The 19,376-nt window shown below is 50.9% G+C and carries 9 protein-coding genes and 1 riboswitch; of the genes, 6 read left to right on the top strand and 3 right to left on the bottom strand.

The annotated features are described in order from the left end of the window. Positions 1-7 precede the first annotated feature (7 nt). The 3 genes from ICC18_RS15245 (at position 8) to ICC18_RS15235 (ending at position 8,287) form a co-directional block, all read left to right on the top strand. Positions 8-2,347, top strand: coding sequence for a helix-turn-helix domain-containing protein (locus tag ICC18_RS15245; RefSeq protein WP_188175267.1), 2,340 nt, complete (start codon positions 8-10; stop codon positions 2,345-2,347). After that, entirely contained in the window at positions 2,344-4,038 is a 1,695-nt protein-coding gene (locus ICC18_RS15240) for a DUF8769 domain-containing protein (protein WP_188175266.1), read from the top strand. The genes ICC18_RS15245 and ICC18_RS15240 overlap by 4 nt, the downstream gene beginning before the upstream one ends. A gap of 340 nt (positions 4,039-4,378) precedes the next feature. Beyond that, positions 4,379-4,472: riboswitch (cyclic di-GMP riboswitch) on the top strand. A 167-nt stretch (positions 4,473-4,639) separates the two neighbouring features. Beyond that, positions 4,640-8,287 (top strand): AbfB domain-containing protein, encoded by a 3,648-nt coding sequence (locus ICC18_RS15235; protein ID WP_188175265.1) that lies wholly within the window; start codon positions 4,640-4,642, stop codon positions 8,285-8,287. Between the two features lie 275 nt (positions 8,288-8,562). Here the strand turns inward: ICC18_RS15235 and ICC18_RS15230 are convergent, their stop codons facing one another. Continuing rightward, positions 8,563-10,845: a glycoside hydrolase family 127 protein gene (locus tag ICC18_RS15230; protein WP_188175264.1), complete on the bottom strand. Its 2,283-nt coding sequence runs from the start codon at positions 10,843-10,845 to the stop codon at positions 8,563-8,565. A 240-nt stretch (positions 10,846-11,085) separates the two neighbouring features. Here ICC18_RS15230 and ICC18_RS15225 point away from each other — a divergent pair, with 240 nt between their 5' ends. After that, positions 11,086-11,934 carry a helix-turn-helix transcriptional regulator gene (locus tag ICC18_RS15225; RefSeq protein WP_188175263.1) on the top strand — a complete coding sequence of 283 codons (849 nt, stop codon included), beginning with the start codon at positions 11,086-11,088 and terminating at the stop codon, positions 11,932-11,934. 19 nt (positions 11,935-11,953) lie between these two features. Here the strand turns inward: ICC18_RS15225 and ICC18_RS15220 are convergent, their stop codons facing one another. Next, a complete protein-coding gene (locus tag ICC18_RS15220; protein WP_188175262.1) occupies positions 11,954-14,029 on the bottom strand; it encodes a glycoside hydrolase family 31 protein in 2,076 nt (691 codons plus the stop codon). A gap of 119 nt (positions 14,030-14,148) precedes the next feature. On the opposite strand from ICC18_RS15220, the gene ICC18_RS15215 reads away from it, so the two are divergent. Next, positions 14,149-15,036 (top strand): AraC family transcriptional regulator, encoded by an 888-nt coding sequence (locus ICC18_RS15215; protein ID WP_188175261.1) that lies wholly within the window; start codon positions 14,149-14,151, stop codon positions 15,034-15,036. A 214-nt stretch (positions 15,037-15,250) separates the two neighbouring features. Here ICC18_RS15215 and ICC18_RS15210 read toward each other — a convergent pair whose 3' ends face one another. Continuing rightward, the gene (locus ICC18_RS15210) at positions 15,251-15,619 is read right to left on the bottom strand and encodes a hypothetical protein (protein WP_188175260.1); all 369 of its coding nucleotides are present in this window, start codon (positions 15,617-15,619) and stop codon (positions 15,251-15,253) included. A 354-nt stretch (positions 15,620-15,973) separates the two neighbouring features. Here ICC18_RS15210 and ICC18_RS15205 point away from each other — a divergent pair, with 354 nt between their 5' ends. After that, on the top strand, positions 15,974-19,375 hold the full coding sequence (locus ICC18_RS15205) for an alginate lyase family protein (protein ID WP_188175259.1): 3,402 nt from the start codon (positions 15,974-15,976) through the stop codon (positions 19,373-19,375). Position 19,376: the final 1 nt, after the last annotated feature.

The raw sequence follows: 19,376 nt of genomic DNA, 5'->3' as shown, positions 1-19,376 counted from the left end.
ACAGGGGATGAGCATCTTTCAATACCGGTCGACGAAAAGAACGGTTTTGGTGCTGCTGACGCTCCTGTTCCTCGTCGTTTTTGTCATTTCTTTCTTGTCATACTGGGTCGCCACGAACCGGCTGAAATACGAATCCACGAATACCCATATGGCGCTGCTCAGCCAGATCGACCACAAAATTGAGCTTATGCTTCAGGCGATCGACAAAGAAACGATTCAAATGCTGGAGAATCAAGAGGTCAGGAAATTTTTCGATTACGACATAAACGAGACGGAAAGCCGGGATAACGCGTACAATCTCAGCAATTATATCACCCGATTCGTGAACGCGGGGGAATACGTCTTTTCCATTGATTTATATTCTTATGTAAGAAATCAGTTGTTTTCCGGAGGCGCACTGAAAGATGAACAAGCACCGGAAGATTACGTCTGGATTCGGCAGTTCGAAAAGTTCGACGGTTATTCAAGTTGGCTGACGACTCGGCCCGTTTCGTTGAACGCTTCGAACTTCCCGATCTACCGTAACGTGGTGACGCTGGTCCGAACGTATCCGCTCATTCACTCTCCGGGCTTCCGTCGCGGAGCCGTTGCCATCAATATCAAGGAAGAAGCGCTGTATCAACTGCTGACCGATGCAAAAAACCGTACTCTTGGCGATACGTTCATCCTTTCCCCCGAGGGCAGGCTGATGTCGAGCTCGGATAAAAGCAAACTGGGAGCGGATATGAGCGGTGCACCGGTCATGTCCAAAGTGTTGAAAGGACAAGACGAAGGCAATTTCAAGGCGGACGTTGGCGACGAGGCCAGCTCGGTCTTTTACGTCACTTCCAAATATACGGGCTGGAAAATCGTCAGTATCGTTCCGGAAATTCAGCTAAACAAACCGCTCGTCAAGGTGCGCAATGCGCTGATCGTCATCGCCGGCATTCTGTTCGTTGCTGCTGGCATCCTTGCCGTTCTGCTTGGACTGTGGACATTCAATCCGATCAACCGGTTCATCGCCAATCTTTCCAAAAAACTGAAAACCCACCCGTTGTATGCCGGTGCGGACTGGATGAAGGGCAACGAGTTTGTCCATTTCGAAGATGCGGTGCAGAACATTTTATCGGACAGCGAGATGCTGCAGAAGCAGATCAAGGAAAGCAAGCCGATCATGAAATGGCGGCTTCTGATGGAAATTCTGACTGACTATCCGACGCAGAACCGAAATATCGGACAGTACATGGAGCTGGTGGGCGTGCAGCTGTTTCCGAATCATTTTATCGTGATGAGCACCGAATTCGACCGGAAGTCGGAAATCGCATCGATGCGCGATTTGCATCTGTATGCTTACGCGTTATGCAATGTGGCGGAAGAGCTGATCAATGCGGAAAGCAAAGGTGCGGCGGTCGAGTGGGAGGACGGCCAATGCGCGATCATTGTGAGCTTCGAAGACGGCGATACCACCAAACACGCTGTTCGTGCGGTTGCCGTAGCCGACATGCTGAAAAACTTCGTGCAGGAGAACTTCCGCAGGACGATCTCTATTGGCATCGGCGGCGAGGTTCACAAGATGCAGGATATTCATATCTCGCATAAGCAGTCCATGGAAGCGCTGGAATACAAGCTGGTTATGGGAAACAACTCGATCATTGCGGCTGATGATATCCAGAATTACAGCGTCGGTGCGTTCAACCGCCTGTTTACGCTCACGGACGGTATGATCGATTCCATCAAGATGCTGGATGAAGAGAAGTTGAAGCACCAAGTGAACGGCTGGTTTGAGAAGCTCGCTTCCTCCAAAGTGCCGCCCGACAACATCAGGCAGCTGATCGTTCAACTGCTGATGAAAGCGGCAGTCGTGGCCGGAGAAATCGGCGTCGCTCAAGAGGAGCTCGTTCCGGCGCAAAATATGTACGAAACGCTGGAGCAGTATGAGCATCTAGAGCCCATCCGGGATTTTGCCTTCAGTATCTTGTCCGGATATATCGAGGGCATTCGCTCGAAACGGAGCAGCAAGGAGAAGAACGACGCCGTAGAGAAGATTATGAAGTTCATTCGGAACCATTACATGCAAAGCGATTTGTCGTTGAACTATTTGTCCGATCAATTTCATATAAGCGTTTCCCATTTGAGCAAAATTTTCAAGGATTATACCGGCAGCAATTTCATCGATTACCTGATGGAAATCCGCATCGAGAAATCGAAGGAACGGCTGGCCGGCGGCAGCGAGAAAATTCGCGACATCGCGGAATCGGTGGGCTACACGAACGTGAACAGCTTTACGCGCATTTTCAAAAAAATAACCGGCTTAACCCCAACCGAATACAGGGATCGGGAATGGGCCAAACGAGAGGGAGAACAATGACGGCAAAAAAGTGGCATCCGTATTTTCTCGCAACGTTGAATTCCTGGCACAAAGGATATAACCCAGAGCTCCGCATGGTGCGCAGGCCTTTCAAAAGCCCTGGGTATCATACGACGATCAAGCAGGCCGATTTTGTCCATCCGACACGGGAAGCGCTTCTGTATGCGGTCGCATTGCTAGACAGCGAATTGCCGGAATATCGCGATCGGGCATTTGCCATTATCGAGCAGGTCGTTTCGCTGCAGGACGCCGATCCGGCGTCGCCTACGTTCGGCATCTGGTCATGGTTCTATGAGGAGCCGCTTGCGCAAATGTCGCCGCCGGACTGGAACTGGGCCGATTTCTGCGGAAAGCAGCTGCTGCTCGCCATCGTCAGGCACGGGGATTTATTCCCGCCTGCCCTGCTGGAGCGGACGAAGATGGCCGTTCGCAACAGTTGCGATGCGATCATCGAACGGAACGTTGGTCCGGGCTACACCAATATTGCGATCATGGGCGCGTTCGTCACCTTGATCGCTGGCGAGAGCTTTGGTGATGAACGTTATCGGACCTATGGCTTCGACAGGCTGGAACGGCTTTGCCAATATACGAGGGAACAAGGCACCTTCACCGAGTACAACAGCCCGACTTATACGATCGTCGCGATCGAGGAGCTGTCGAGCATTGCGACGGAAACACGCATCCCCGAAGCGCGGGCCATGGCGGAGGAACTGCTCGAGCTGGCCTGGGGGATGATGGCGTATCATTTTCATCCGCTGCTTCTGCAGTGGTCGGGACCGCACAGCAGGGCCTATGAAACGCTGCTTCCGCCCGAGAAGCTGTCTTTTCTGCAATATGCGAGCGACGGGAAGGTCCAGCTGGTTCCGGAAGGCGGCTTTACTTTCGGCATTACGTGGTATGGCAACGACATCAAATGTCCCGAGAAATATGTTTCGCTATTTCAGGATATCGGCGAAAGGGAGCTTCATCAGATCGTTTCCCGGCAAAAGGACGGTTCCAAGGAGAAACGCGCGAGCATGTACATGAACGCCGGTCTCGCCTTCGGCACCTTCAGCTCGGGCATCATGTGGAATCAGCGCCGGAACCTGCTTGCCTATGTGGCGAACGGGGCGCATTGCACCTATGTGCACTTCCGGGCTCTTCACGACGGCTACGATTACTCGTCTGCTGTCTTCACGGGCCTACAGCATCGCGGGAATGCGCTGTTCGGCGTGAATTTCGCAACGGATGGCGGCGGAACGCATCCGAACCTGGATAAGGTTCATGGCCGTATTACGGCTTCTGATCTGCGGCTCCGGTTCGAGATCGGCGGATGCCAGGATCATATTGACTTAGTGGAGCATGAAGATCGCGTGCGGGTTCGTATTGCCGGAATTAGCGTCGCGATTGATAAGCTTTACTGCTTAATGGACGGGGAAACGGACTTCCGGTGGGAGATTTCCAGGGATGGCCGACAAACCTGTGTTGACCTGGTTATCCATTCCGGCGAGCCTGCGGCGTTTGATTTTCATCAAATTCCAAACGCATGCTTTCTGTTCGCGTTCTCGGTCGCGGATACCGATCAGGCTATGCTTAAGGAAGTCCGGCAGCACCCTGATGGCGTTGAAGGTACGGCGCAGTTCGGCGAGTCGGACGCACTGACGCTGCGCATCCCGGCGAAGCCGGATGTACTCGATGCTCTATTGAATTGAACGAAAGCGGCCGTCCCATCGAGGGATCGGCCGCTTGTTGTGTCGAAGGTGCTTGCTTAGAGATGATCGGCATAACGCGGAAGCAAAAAGACCGTCACCTCTATCGTCTTGAAAACGAATTTAAATACGTAATAGCGCTATAGAGGCAGGCAGAATGAAGGTTGTCTATGGCATTGGCAATGAATAAGGGAGGATCGAGGTGCTTGAGAAATAAGTCCTGAATCGCCTTATCGAAAATAAGTATAAATAACCATTTACATTTCATACAATGGAGAATTACGATGTAGTTACTAATATTAATCGACTAAACTTTAGTAATATATATCATTTCGACAACAAGTTCCGACAATGGCAAACCTGGCGAAAGCCAGCGACGCAAAGCTATAGGGGCGTAACTGCGGTGTATTGAAGCCGCAAGCCAGCCAGCTACCGAAGGACGGGGACATCAAAGGACCCTCCTGATTTCAGGATGGTCCTTTTTTACATAGAATCACGAGGAGGAAAGGAGTCGATGAACAAAATCCCGGTCAACACTTCGGCGATGCCGGGTTTTGCGAACAAGAGAACCTACAAATAACTCCGATTGGAAGGAGAGAAATAAATGATGGCTTCTATAATTAAAACCGCGAAACGGAAAGGCGCAGCAGCATTTCTGGTTATTGCCCTACTTCTTCAATTATTCCCGTCAGTAGCAATGCCCGAAAGCGGCATGCCGAAAGCATATGCGGAATCGAGCGTTACGGACAGCACGTATACCACGATGCAATCGAGCGTTACGAACAGCACGTATACCACCGTTACGAACAGCGTATATAATACGCTGCAATCCTACAATTCTCCCGACAGGAATGTCAGACATGCAGCTGATTTTTCCTTGAGAATTGACCCGAGTGTCGACCCGGAGGAGGATGCGCAATGGAAAATCGTACCTGGTTTGGCGGGCGGCGAAGGCTATGTTTCTTTTGAATCCGCAAACATGCCCGGGTATTATATAACCGATAACAATTCTCTCGCCAAGCTGGAGCGAAATGATGGAACCGATCGCTTTAAAGCGGCTGCGACCTTCAAGAAGGTTCCCGGCTTGGCGGAAAGCACGGCGGTGTCTTACCAGTCCTATACGGTTCCTGACCGATACATCAGACATTCGGGTTTCGTTCTGCGTATAGACCCGATCACCACCCCGGTCGGCAAAACGGACGCCACCTTCCAGGAAAATCCCGTTTCCGCAGATGCGGCTAACCAAAGTGATGCAGGTTTCGTGCATCCCGGAGGGCTGTTTAAAAAATCCGATCTGGAGCGAATGAAGTACATGGTAAAAGCCGGAGTCGAGCCGTGGCTGACTTCGTTCAAAGACATGAAAGCCGATTACAAATCAAGTTATAACTATACGGTGCGTGGAAACCCGAGCATCACTTACGTTAAAAGGGGAGGGACCAACGGCGGAGCGTTTGAATTGGATGTAAACGCAGCCTACCTGAATGCATTGATGTGGGCCATTACAGGGGATAAGCGCCACGCCGACAAAGCGATTCAAATCTTTAATACGTGGAGCAATTTGACCAATGTTGACCCCGAAGGCACGGGCGCGTTAAACGCCGGGCTGTACGCCTGGAAACTGGCGGAAGCGGCCGAAATCATCAAGAGCACGTATGACGGCTGGGCTCCTGCCGATTTGCAAAAGTTTAAGGATATGCTCGTTTATCCCGGCTACTCCAGCACAGGCTTTCCCGAGTCCCTTAGTTGGAATAATGGGACATTCTACTGGCGACTTTGGAACGGCGATGCGGCACGTCACGGCAACCAGGATATGATCGCCTGGAGAGCGATGCTTACCATGGGCATCTTTCTGGATAATCGGACGATGTATGAAAGAGCGCTGCGATATTTCACTGGCCAGCCGCATAAACCCGGCGATATGCCGTATGCTTCGGGTCCGTCTCCGTCGGGAGCATGGATAGGCGACTCCGGATATTTCTATAACTACAAGCATCGGGGTTCGATAGGAACGATTCCGGATTACGGCTATAACGGCACATTGGCAAATTATATTTGGGAAAACGGACAAAATCAGGAAAGCTCGCGCGATCAGCAGCATGCTTTCTTCGGACTGGCGACAGCCGCAGGAATCGCCGAAGTAGCCTGGAATCAGGGCTACGACGTTTGGAATATGCTCGATAACCGGCTGCTCAAAGGGTATGAATTCATGTCAAAGTACAATACGTCCTACGTAGCTTCTTTCCCTGATCAGCCCACTCCGTGGGAGCCGGATAACTTCATCCAACGCCTGGATCGAACGGGAAGATGGTATTCCACAAAAATCAGCCCGTATTATGAATGGAGTGATACTTCGAAGGTGAGCCGGGGAGCTTTTGCAGGCGGCAGACCGGTTTACGAACAGGCGGTCGCTCATTTCAAAGTCAGGATGGGGATGGGGGACGAGGCGCTTTGGACGGAAAGAGGGAGAGACACCTCGATCGCTCTTGCAGGCTACGAGAAAGCCGGCTATAACACCCTTGATCAGCCGGGTTGGGGCACCCTGACCTTCCGCAGACCGGCATTCATGGCCGGCGATCCGATCAGCGGATTTGAGAACGCTCTTCCCGTTTACAGCATGAATGTACTGCCTGCAAATATTGAAGCTGAAAATTATGACCACTTCCCGATCGACGGAGAAGGGCATACGTACCATGATGTGACATCCGGCAACTCCTTCGGAGAATACCGCAAGGATGGCGTAGACATTGGGGCCAACGGCGCCGGCGGATATGCGCTTACGGATTTGGAGAACGGCGAATGGTTCACGTATTCCGTTCATGTGCCGGAAACCGGAAGTTACAGGCTCCATGTTCGGTATGCTGCGGCAGCCGACGGCGGCGCGATCAGGTTTGCTTTTAACGGTACGGATGCGACAAACGACGTCGCATTGCCGGGCACCGGAGGAGCATCGGTTTGGAAAACCTATACCGTGGACGATACGGTCCAGTTAACTGCCGGCGTTCAGGCAATGCGAGTGTTTATCGGGGGCGCATCGAAGGCATTCCATCTGGATCGCATAACCATCACCCAGGTTCCGCCGTCCGCAGACTACACGCAGGGCAGCTATTACCTGTATGAGAAGGAAGTGGAGCGGATCGAAGCGGAGGCGGCCCAGGCGGGCACCGAAATAACGGATCTTGCAGCCGAGATTGCCAAGGCGGAGGCAGCGTTGGTACCGTTAGTTGACCTGAAAGTTCAGATCGCGCAATCGATGGTTGCCGCTTCATCCATTTCCTGGGACAACAAATTCAATGCCGCCCAGAACGGTTGGCGCGCTTTTGACGGCGATACGGCCACTTCTCCCGATACGAAGACCGGTGATGGTTGGGTTAGGGTCGATCTGGGCGCAGGGAACGCACAGGCCATCGCTAAAGTCAGGTTTTATCCGAGAACGGGAAATGTTGACCGGATGAACGGAGCGCTTATCCAAGGTTCCAATGACGGCACAAACTTCGTCACTCTGCATACCATCAACGGCGTCAACGAGCTCAAATGGTATACGGCATTGATCAATACCGACACGGCTTATCGTTATCTGCGCTATTATACGCCGAATAACGGATTCGCTAATGCGGGGGAGCTGGAATTCTATAAAAAGGTGAACGATAAGACGCTTCTTGAGGTGCTGCTTCAGGAAGCGGCCGCAGCCGACACCGATTTTTACTCGCAGGCGAGCGTAGCAGCGCTTCAGGCGGAAATGTCGAATGCGCGATCGGTGTACGACAATGCATATTCGACCCAGGAAGAGATTGATGCGGCAACAGCGAACTTGCTTGCGGCGCTCAAGTTAATTCCTCAGGAGAAAGTTCAGCTCACGCAACCAATGGTTATCGCCTCGTCCATTTCCTGGAATAACAAATTCAATGCCGCCCAGAACGGATGGCACGCTTTTGACGGTAATACGGCCACTTCTCCCGACTCGAAGACTGCTAATGGTTGGGTTAGGGTCGACCTGGGTGCGGGGAATGAAGAGGCAATCGGCAGCGTTAAGTTTTATCCGAGAACGGGGCATGCCGATCGGATGAACGGAGCGCTCATTCAAGGCTCTAATGACGGCACAAACTTTTTTACTTTGTATAGCATCAGCGGCGTCAATGACTACAAATGGTATAGAGTATCGATTAATACCGACATGGCTTATCGTTATCTGCGTTATAATACGCCGAACGGCGGTTACGCCAATGTGGCCGAATTGGAATTCTATAAGAGGTGAACGAAGGCCGGCTGGTTATCCAGGCCGGCCTTCCTCTTTGTGCGCCAAGTATGCATGAGTCTTCTGGTCTATTTTCTTTTCATGCGATATATCTTTTGCGGACGGCCAATATGTCCGTACGGGGTGGCTGAACGGTTTACTACTTCAACACTTAATTAATATAAAACAGCCGTCATTCCGCGAATGACGGCTGTTTTATTTATTGATTCTAAAATCAGAGGATGGATGTGACACTGCTTCTTTTTTTGGTTTCCTGTAAGACCAGGGTTTATGACCTACAGCTTTATGGACCGAAGAATGCCATAAATACCGTTCAAACCACCAATAGGTACAAACTTGACCACAACCGATTCTTGACCTGATGCAATCATATCCGCAGGGATTTCAAATGTTTTCTCATAAAATTCCCGATTTCCCTTATTCAGTGAGGTTTCGGTTTTCAACAGTTTCCCGTCAATCCAGATCTCCAAGCTTTGATCCCTGAGCCAATTGGTGAAGGTGACCGACAAACCGTTCCTTAGTTCAGGCGATACCTTCAATTCATAACTGAACCATCCGTCAGCTTCCGCTCTTCTGCCGTTCAAGCCCTCCCAAGTACCCGCATGGGTAAGCTCGCCCTTGACCTGATGCTCCAGCTCATATTGGTCATTGCCCACCTGTACACTATCGATGGTATTCTCTCTGAGGAGCTGCTCCTTACGGCTCTTCTCCAGATGCGCCTGTAAATCACCCGAACCGGCCTCAACAAATTTCCAATAGATCCCGTATCTTTCACTATGCTGCTTATAATGAGGCGTAAAGACCAGATGATCGTCCTCATCCGTATTTCGGAGCACAAAGGCTAATTCACCGCTCTTGCGAACGAAATGCTGACCGAATCCGTCTAACCACTCCTGGACACTCATACCTTGAGGGGTGATAAAGTCTTTCACGATCATTCGTTTGGTCGGAATACTCACTATAACGCCAGTCCTGGATTCGACCATATCGTCAGTGCCCAATGCGGCGCTTAATACCACTGGACCGTACTTAAATCCGACGACATGCGGCGCATCCGGCAAGGAGGAGTAAGTGGCTTTCATCGGGATTTGGACCTGAATGGTATCGCCGTTCTTCCAAACCCGTTCGATTAGCGCATAACCATTCGTAACCTGCGGTTGAACGGCTTTGCCATTCACAGCAACCGAAAGCTCACCTGCAGCCCAATAAGGCACACGCAGATAAATGGACAAACGCTGCTCCTGCTGATCGGTCGTTTCAACGGACAGATGAACCGTATCGGTGAACGGGAGATCCGTGGTTTGTATAATCTTCACCTTTTGTTCGGACCAATCCAGCTGGCTGCTGACATATTGATTCACATACAACCGCTGATCCAGTTGGAAATAGATGCTGTCGTTCAATTTCGTAAAGCTTTCCATGCCCGTGCCGGTACAGCACCAAAAATGCTCGAACGGCGAGCTGTAAATCTTGAAATAACCCGTTGCCATCGGCTGAAAATACATCGTCATCCCGGTGTCCGGATTCTGGGAGGACAGAATGGCGTTCACATAAGTAGTCTCGTAAAAATCAGCGTATTTGACATCTTGCGTTAGCTTGAACAGCTCCCTCGTCAGCTTCAGCATATTGTAGCTGTTGCAGGTTTCGCAAGTGATATCGCTGCGTTTGGCATCCAGAAGATCAGGCTCGCCAAAATGCTCGGATTCGCTGTTTCCGCCTGTGATATAGCTGTGGTGATAGACCACCATATCCCAAAATCTTGCGGCAGCCTCCCGATAAAACACTTCACTTTCTCCCAATGTCAAATAGCGATTCAAGGCTCCTATGAACTTGGGAATCATCGTGTTGGCATGCTTGCCTTTTAATATGTCCTTGCCTTCCCGGATTGCCTCAAACAAGCTAAGCTCGTCAAACTGATGGGCTGCTTCCAAGTGGCGGTTATTCCCCGTCAATTTGAACAGATTGTAGAGGCAATCGTTCATGCCGCCATATTCCACAGCCAGTACGGTAGCCTGCAAATCCTTGGACCATCCGGAGGTGCGGTCGGCTACCCAATCCCCCAGTTTATTCACAACGTCATAGGCTGTTTGGATTCGAGTCCCTTCATAGACGTCGATCAGACCGGCGATGATCTTGTGCATCGTATACCACGGAACCCAGGCAGGCTTCCTGTTCTCCACATTATCGAACAGCGTCTCCGGAAACGCAGACAAGTACCCGCTTTCCAGCTGACAGACGGACAATTCAGCCACGATATATTCCAGCTTTGCAAGCAGCTCCGCGCTCTGATTCTGCGAATAAGCCTGAGCACAGGCTGTAAGATAGTGGCCTAATGTATGGCCTCTGATCTCCGTATTTTCCCATCCGGGATAGATCTTGGCCTTGGCCGGCAATCCTGCCACTTCACGAAAACCGACCAGCAGACGATCCGAATCATAGCTCATCAAATAAGTCATTTCCTTCTCGAATGCATTCACATGATAGGCTCCGGTCAACCCCACTTGATGCATGCCAAGATCCTTCAGTACGACCGTACTAGGCGCAGCTTCCTTCATCATTCAATCCCTCCGTTAAATAGTAACGTTCTCCGATGGAGACTAAATCAAGCTTAGCCTCTTCTACCGCTAGGGTAAATGACAGAAGGTTGGATTATGTGTCAAAAAGGAAGGGATTCATCACGTCGGCTTTATTGTCATCAATTCCGATAACCTTATCATACATGGAAATAACCCGATATTTCTGCTACTCTATTCTTAAATCAAGTGTGAAAAAGTCTGAAGGGGCAGGGGTCGGCTATTATGGTATTCTATCAATTCAGTGTGGATGTACCGGTGGTCATGGATATGACAGGGAAATTTGTATCGCCGTCTCCCGAGTGGAAGCACATGAACCGGGTATTGATGGATTATGAGTTATTCATTCAAACCCGCGGAACGATGTACATCTCATGCGGCACAGAGAGCTTCGCCCTAAAGGAAGGGGAGTTCCTGATCATGCCTCCCCGCAGCCAACAATTTGGCTACCAAGAGTCTGATTGCAGCTTCTACTGGTTGCATTTTTCAACGCACGGGCATGAAACAATTCATGATGCGGCTCTCGAGCATGTCTACGAACCGGGAATTATCGTCCTTCCCCAAACAGGTAAGCTGCGCAGTCCCGAAAAGCTCATTGTGATGCTGAAGCAATTGCAGGATTCCATTCGCAGCTACAGGGAACAGACCTTAAACAATTATTTGACCACCAGCATTTTGTGTGAGATTTACAACCAGATGTTTTTTGCCCAAAACCAATCCAGGAAGTTGCTGAAGCAGCAGCTTTACAATGATATCGTGGACTACATCAAATGGAACCGGCAAGAGAATATAAGAGTTACACAACTTGCCAAACATTTTGGTTATAACGCCAAACATCTTTCCAGCTTATTTTCTTCTATGGCGGGTGTTTCCTTAAAGCAATTCATTGTGCAAGAAAAAATGGAGGCCGCCAAATTTCTGCTGACGGATACCAATCAAAAGATTAATGAGATTTCTATGCAGCTAGGTTTTCCGGATAGTCATTCATTTACCAAATCATTCAAGAAAATAACCAGCCTGACTCCGACGGATTACCGGAATGCTTACGCAAACCGATTGCTTTATTATAAATAATAAAAGAATCGCCGTTCCTTTAACCAGATTCGGCGGTTACTATAATGTTATAGCGGCGGCCTTCATAGGTTCCGGTCCGATCTATTGCGATGTTTCCATCGGGGGCTATGGAAACCTTAACCCAATTGAATTGTCCTTTTCGATACTCGAATGTCTGTCCATCATCCTCATAGAGCATACACGCTCGCGCCTCGTCTCCGTATTGGTGAAGAGTAAGGTCGAAAGCAGTATCATCAGCTACACACTGCTGAGGTTTGGCCAGGGGTAAAAGCGTGCCTTCCTTCACAAAAACAGGGATACGTTCTAACCCCGGTGAGAAGGTATATGCTTGCCCGCCTTCATAAGAAACGCCCGTCCAGAAGCACCGCCATGTTCCCTTCGGCAGGTAAACGCTTCGTTCTGTCATGCCGGATATGATCGGGGCGACGAGGATCGATTCCCCCATCATGTACGCATCGTCGATGGCGTAGGTGTTCGAATCGTCCGGATAATCCATCACAAGAGCTCGAAACGGCGGTCGGCCTTCCAAATAGTAACGGGCATAAGCCGTATACAGATAAGGAATTAGCGCCATGCGTATTTCAAACAGCGAACGGCAAATATCCCGGGTTTCTTTGTAGTTGTCCATAAACTCGCCGCGTACGTTTTTATCCCTGTCCACCTGCATCCAAGGAGGATTCGGGATTCTCCAACAGTTAAGCAGGGCCATCGGCGAGAAGACTGCAGTCTGGATTCGGCGGATCAAATCCTCGGGCGATTCCGCCTGGCGTACTTCCGGCGACCACAGCAGTCCCGAGAACCCGCAGTTGACGACTCCACGGATAAATACTTGATGGTTGTATAAGTCGCTGTACAGGACGAACGGATAGGGCGAAGCAAGAGCGCCTGAGGCGCGGACCTGAGATAGCGTTCTTTTGCCGGCATGCTCGAAGGGAGCCTGAATAGCAGCTTGGTAGAGCGTCCCCAGTTGGTTGTGCATCTGCTCTCCATCCATGCCCGAAGGGAATTCCGTCACATCCGGGAAGGACCAATTGGAATGCACAAAATCTGAGCTGTCGCACTCGTCCAACTTGAAGCCGGCGATTCCTTTGGTAACAAACTCCTTCGAGTGATGTTCCGCAAATATGCGTCTGGCTTCCGGGATCGACAGGTCCGGCACCAAACCTTCCCAGACCTCATAATTACCGGAATGGGGCTTCAAGTCTTGATACATAGGCGAAGTGGGGTGTACGAAGAGATGCTCCCACAGATTTACCCGGTAATTCATCCCATATAACTCCTCGAGCATAGCCTCATGCTCGGGAAAACGGCTCTCATCCCAGACGAAGGAGCAGGAGTAAGCCTTAGTCTGCCACCCGGGTTCGAAGCCGAACACGTCCACCGGCATATTGTCCTGACGAAACGTGTTAGCCAGCCTCATCACATCTTCCTTCTTGGCTGCGCTGTATGCGCGGTACCACATTCCGAGACCCCATGCCGGGGGAAGGCAGCCGCCTCCGGAGAACAGATTGTACCGCCCGACGGCTGTCGCCATATCCGGCCCTTCGAATAAGTAAACATCGATTCCTCTTGCTGATGGAACGTCTACCACAACTGTGCGATTACCTTCAGAGGTTTGGTAGCCGTATAACTCAATTTCGGAGGTGCCAACTGCTTTTTGCTCCTGTTTCTTATGCTCGGAGTCGCCTTTGCGCAAGTTCGTTCCGCAATAAAAGGTCGCATAGCGCGAAGTGTCCACGTAGACGCCATAGCCGGCGGTCGACACATAGAATGGAACCGGCGCATGGCTGTCTCCGGTATCTGCAACGGGGTCACTGTTGACGCGAATTATTTTTTTACGGCCTGTATGATCGACACGGTGCAGCTGCAGTCCGAAGCCGTAGATGTGCTCTTCCGCCGTAAGCGGCAGCTCGATGTGAATTCCTCTTGCAGCCTCTTTGATTTCGATTTCATGGCTGGCAAAGGGCGGTGTACCTGTGCATTCCAGCTTATTTAGCTGTTCCATCTTGATTTCCGTTTCACGGAGCTGAACCGGCGTATGAGTTTCAGGCTGGCCGAATCGAAGCCTCCAAATGCCATTTGCAATTCTTTCCATAGATATCCTCTTTTCTGTTAAGAATAACGATATTTATCATCATTATAAGTCTTCAATACCTTAAAAAGTTTTGATAAACTATGAGAAAATGTTTGAATTTTATCTTTTTTGGAGGAAATATGAACAGGCTATTCGAACCCGTTTATTTTGACCAAAATTTCTTGTTTTGGGATTACGGAATCCGAATTGAAAATAATTTCAAAGGATACTACCATTGGCACCAATGTTGCGAGTTTTTACTGGTTCACCAGGGGCAGGGAACCGTCGTGGTGAATCAGCACACTTTTGAAATAAAACGAGGGATGTTCTTCTTCTTCCAGCCCTACCAACTCCATCAAGTCTATGCGGATGTTTCTCCTGAACATCCTTATGTTCGCTCAATTTTTTACGCGGACCCGTTACTTATTGAGAACCAACTTCGTTCCTTCCCAAGCCGGCATTCGCGGTTTGAAGCCTTGTGGCGAAGCCCAAATAGGGCAAATGCTTATGATTTGGGTCATGATGTTGAGCGTATGGAATGGATATTCGAACAGTACGAGCATGCAAAAAGAAGAGGCATGAGGGAGGATATTGAAGAACTCACGCTATTGTTTCTTCAAATGATCAATATTTTACCGGAGTCTGATTCTAATGGAAGTCGGAAGGAAATAGAGTTAAAGGCTAAAAGAGCGCTACGGTATTCGGAGACTGTGATGCGATGGATCGAGGAGCATTACCATGAGGAGGTCAGTTTGGAACAATTGGCGGAAGAGATTCACTTGTCCCCCAATTATATATCCAGGCTTTTTCGCCAGGAGACGGGGAGCAATATTACAGATTATTTGACAGCCAGACGCATCAAGCAGGCTTGCCGTTTGTTGGAAACGACGCATTTACCGGTCGAACAGGTCGGAAATGAAGCCGGATTCGGGAACGTCTCGTACTTTATCCAGCTGTTTAAGAAAGTTGTAGGCACAACTCCGCTTAAATACCGGCACTCTAAAATACAAATGCATCAAGATAAATGATGTTTAAGTCTTCATAAAGGCATAATTGTTGTAACGGTGGTGGAAGGTCAAGATCGTGTGTGCACGAATGGACATGATATCGTGTATGCACGAATGGACATGATATCGGATTGTCGTTTTATCATGAAACGAGGAAGAAATTTGTAGATGGATTACATGTGTCGACAGCAGCGGAACATGAAGCTAGCCAAGGTTTGCGCGTAAAAGAAGGTGACTAGGACCACTGTTCGTTAATACCGACACCTCCGACGCTAAATCGAGCCAGTAACGCGAAAATGAGGGCATAGCGACTTAATGACGCAAATTTACGAACACTGTTCGTAAAATACAGAATTTCGTTCTTTGGAGCCCTGGTTGGGCTCCTTTCACCATCGATTAGCGTCCAATTGTACGCTAGATAACGATTCTCGTCGGTATTCAGACCGTGTACGCGGGTTTCGAGCTGCGCTATGGGCAGGACCCCGACATTCGTCATGGGAAGCAAACCGCCGTGGGTCGGCAGATGACACGCGGCAGTCCCAAAAGTCATTTTGCGGCTTATGGACCCCGCTACGGTCAAGATACCATATATAGAAGCCTCCAACCTCACTTCATCCAGTGTGGTTCGGAGGCTTTTTCTTCAGATTTTGGGACACGTTCAGTTCGGCTTACCTTTATGGAACAGCCTCTTCAGTGTTCCGGTTTACCTTCAGCTATCCGGTCGAATCGTTACAATTCAACCGAATCGTTAAATTTCTGGTCTTACCAACTGTAGTAGGTTGTAGGAAAATGGATCAAGCCAAAGGAAGGATGTGTGATAGATAGAAAACGGGGTTCCTAACTGTGCTGTATCCGAAGTAAAGCGGGAAGCTGGAGCTGCAATAGAATTTGAAAAGGACGGCAAGGTAACTCTGCATGTGGAGGGAGCTACCCTGCGGTTACAAGGAGCGAGTAGACAATGATCACAACTATTGATCTGATTAAGGAATGGAAGGTGGAAGGAAACCCGGGCGAACGGGGTTATTCCTTGCGCAATAAGTTGACTCTGACATATCCGGCTCCCGCTGATGCGAGGGGCTGGTATCCGGTCGGCTTCGAACGGGGGAATGATTCCGCCTTGGACGCCATGGGCTGGTACGGGCTGGTGCTGTCCCTGCATACCATGGACGAAACAGCAGAAATCACAATTCAGGCGAATTTCGCAGATAACCGAAGCGTTCTGGCCCGGGTAAATGTGGCCGGAGCCGGCTCCCATGAAATCCGGGTAAGGCCGGACGATTTCGAGATCGAATCCGCCAAAGCCAATATTTGGCGGTTTCTACAAAGCTTTGAGCTTCAAGGCCATGCGGAGCTCGAGGCTGCCCGACTGATCCGCGGGGAGAAGCTCTTCGTCCAAGCGGACGTGAGAGGCAAATCAGGCGAAGCGGGCGAAACCGTCGAATATATCATGACAGTCTATAACTGTACCGGAAGACGTCAACATGTGGCGGTCAAGCAGCGCTTCAAGGGCTGGGAGTCCCTGCTGGCGGACGTTACGCCGCAGCAGTTTGTGCTTGAGCCTTATGGAAGCCAAGCGGTTACGGCTGCCGTCCGGGTGCACGGATCTATGGTGCCCGGCGGTCATGAGGACACCGTGCTGGGCTTTACGGCAAATGGAGACGGAGGCAGCGCCGTCCCGGTGGAGCTGAAGACGCTCCGCCGGCTGCCTCATCCCTACATCTACATGAGCAAAGAGCGATGGTCGGATCGGAAGAAGCTTATCGACAGGCATGAAGTCTTCCGGCCGGGATATGAGCGCATCCTAGCGGACGCCGACTCCTGGACCGTCAAGCCGCCGGTGTCGGTAGAGGAGAGGGATTACTGCTACGATACCAGCGAGGAGCATTACATCATGTCCGCAGCATACGCCTATGCGCTGAGCGGGGAGCTGAAGTATGCGGAGAAGGTGGCGCAGTTCCTCCGGTATTTCATCGATGAGGAGACCGGTTATCCGAGGAAAAAGAAGGGCTGCAGCCAAAGCTATGTGCAGGAAGGGCATTTTTTCCAGCATCTTGCCATTCCTTATGACATCATCCACGACGCCGGGGTGCTGACCCCGGAGGAACACAAAGGCGTAGAGAAAACGTTCCGCATTTACATGGACATCTTGGACCGCCACATCATAAGCGGCCATATCTCGAACTGGTTATTATCCGAGATAACGGGTGCTTTCTACTGCGCCTTGGCTATTCAGGATATGGAAAGAGCCCTGCGGTTTGTATACGGTCCAGGGGGCTCCATCGAACATTTGCAGTACGGGCTGTTCAACGACGGTTGGTGGCATGAATGCTCCGTAGGCTACAACACCTGGGTATCTTCGATGTACATCCATACGGCCCATGCGCTCCTGCCCTTCGGCATCAACATCTTGCACACGCACTTCCCCATTCCGTTCAACGAGGAAGTGAACAGCACCTATGGAGGCAAGGAAGCCGAAGTCCGTTTCGGTATGTACAATAAGAAGTGGGGCGGCAACCGGAAAAGCTACGTCTGCATCAAGGATATGTTCGATGCGACAATTCCCTTCCTGGATTATAGAGGAGTGCTCTTCGGCATCAGCGATTCCGACGAGAAGAAGCTGGAGGGCGTCCACTTCGGCTCCACATTCGATCTAGCCTACACCTACTACAAGGATCCTGAGTATATTCCGGTCATCCGGATGAACAACTGTACGGACCCGATCTTCGGTCATGCGGAGCTGCCGGAATACGAGTCCTCCTACAACAGAAGCAACGCTTTTGCCGATAACGTGGGGGTAGCTATGCTGCGGAGCCAAACGCAGGAACGAGAGCAAAAGGACCAGATTCAAGCCGTTATCCGGTACGGCTCCCACGGGTATGCGCACGGCCATTTCGACCGTACGGGGTTGTTGTCCGTCATGCGTTACGGCCGGAGCTTCTTCAATCCGGAGCATGTGTGGTGGGGATACGCGCACTTTATGTACAAATTTTATGTCCAGAATTCCATGACGAAGAACATGGTGGTGGTTGACGGCAAAATGCAGGTGCCGGCCGATTCCAAGCGGACTTTGTTTTACAGCGGCGAAGCCATTCAGGCGGTGGCGGTGGAAACGGTTAGTGAGTGGGCGTATCCTCCTTACGGCGGCATGGTATACAGGGAGGACGAGTCGCTGGAGGAACGGTGCGCGATGAATGCCAGCTCCCTGCCTCCGGCTCCGGAAGGGGCGCGGTACGGCCAATTGTCAGAGTTCACAGAGCCGGTCCGACAGAAACGGGTCATGGGCGTAACGGATGATTATATCATACTGTTCGATTATGTACAGGGGGAGCAGGAGCACCAATTTGACAGCTTGTTCCAGATCAAAGGGTTTAAGGAACTCAAGGGAGAGCACCTTAGATATGTGAAGCACACCTCCCAATGGACGGAGAATCCGCTGTCGGATGCCCAGTTCATCACGGACTGCCATTGGTATGAAGCTGAAGGAAGCAGCGTGGCCCATTTCGAAACGGTGCTCGGCGATGGGGAGGATCTGCGGGGGACCCGGACTTTCTATAATACACCGGGTCTACTCAAGATGGATGTGCACACGGCATGGCCGCTCAAGACGGAGCATATTGTGGGACGCTCAGCCGAAAGCCACGGCATAACCATCCCAATGGAATATGCGGTGGAAGCCGATGGGGTGAAGAAGGCGGAAGGCGCTTTCGGAGCATGGATTTTGGGTGAGGGAAAATGCGATATCGGGCTCCGAAACGTCCGGATTTTGACCTTGCGGGTGAAGAACCACCCCACGTACAGCGAACAGAAGTATTCGCAGCAGACGAAACAAGGCTTGTTCTGGGGAGAGGCATATGTGGTGACGTCGAACGGCGCCAAGCTGAACTTAAGCAGCCTGAACATGGAATATGTGAACGTGGATACCGGCTTCGGCATCGGGAAGGACTACGAAGGCGGAAGGGTTACCATCGTGGGCAATGAATATCCGGATGCGATTCCGACCAGCCCCTTGGTCCATGAGCGCGAAGCCGTCATCCGTGTAGATCTCTTCGGCCTTGACGCCGTCCGTTTCGTCGGTTTGATCGGGGCGGATGCATTCCCGGGGGACGAGACCCAAAGGCGCAGAACTTACGGGGTCCGGACCCAAGGCTCAACCTGCCGTTTCATCACGGTAGTGGAACCATATGAAAGCGAAAGCTTAGTCCGGTCCGTCTGTGCCTATGATCCGAATACGGTTCTGATGGAGCTCCGGGATGGTCGGATTCAGCTCATCACCGTTAAGGATATCGAATCGGATCATTGCTCGCTTCTGCTTCAAGAATACAGGAACGGCGTTCTTTTGCGGGAAGAGCTAGCCCGGTGAA

This window comes from Paenibacillus sedimenti, from assembly GCF_014534655.1.
Classification (GTDB): domain Bacteria; phylum Bacillota; class Bacilli; order Paenibacillales; family NBRC-103111; genus Paenibacillus_E; species Paenibacillus_E sedimenti.
Note: the sequence above shows the minus strand (reverse complement) of the source record. Positions and strands in the feature narration are given on the sequence as shown.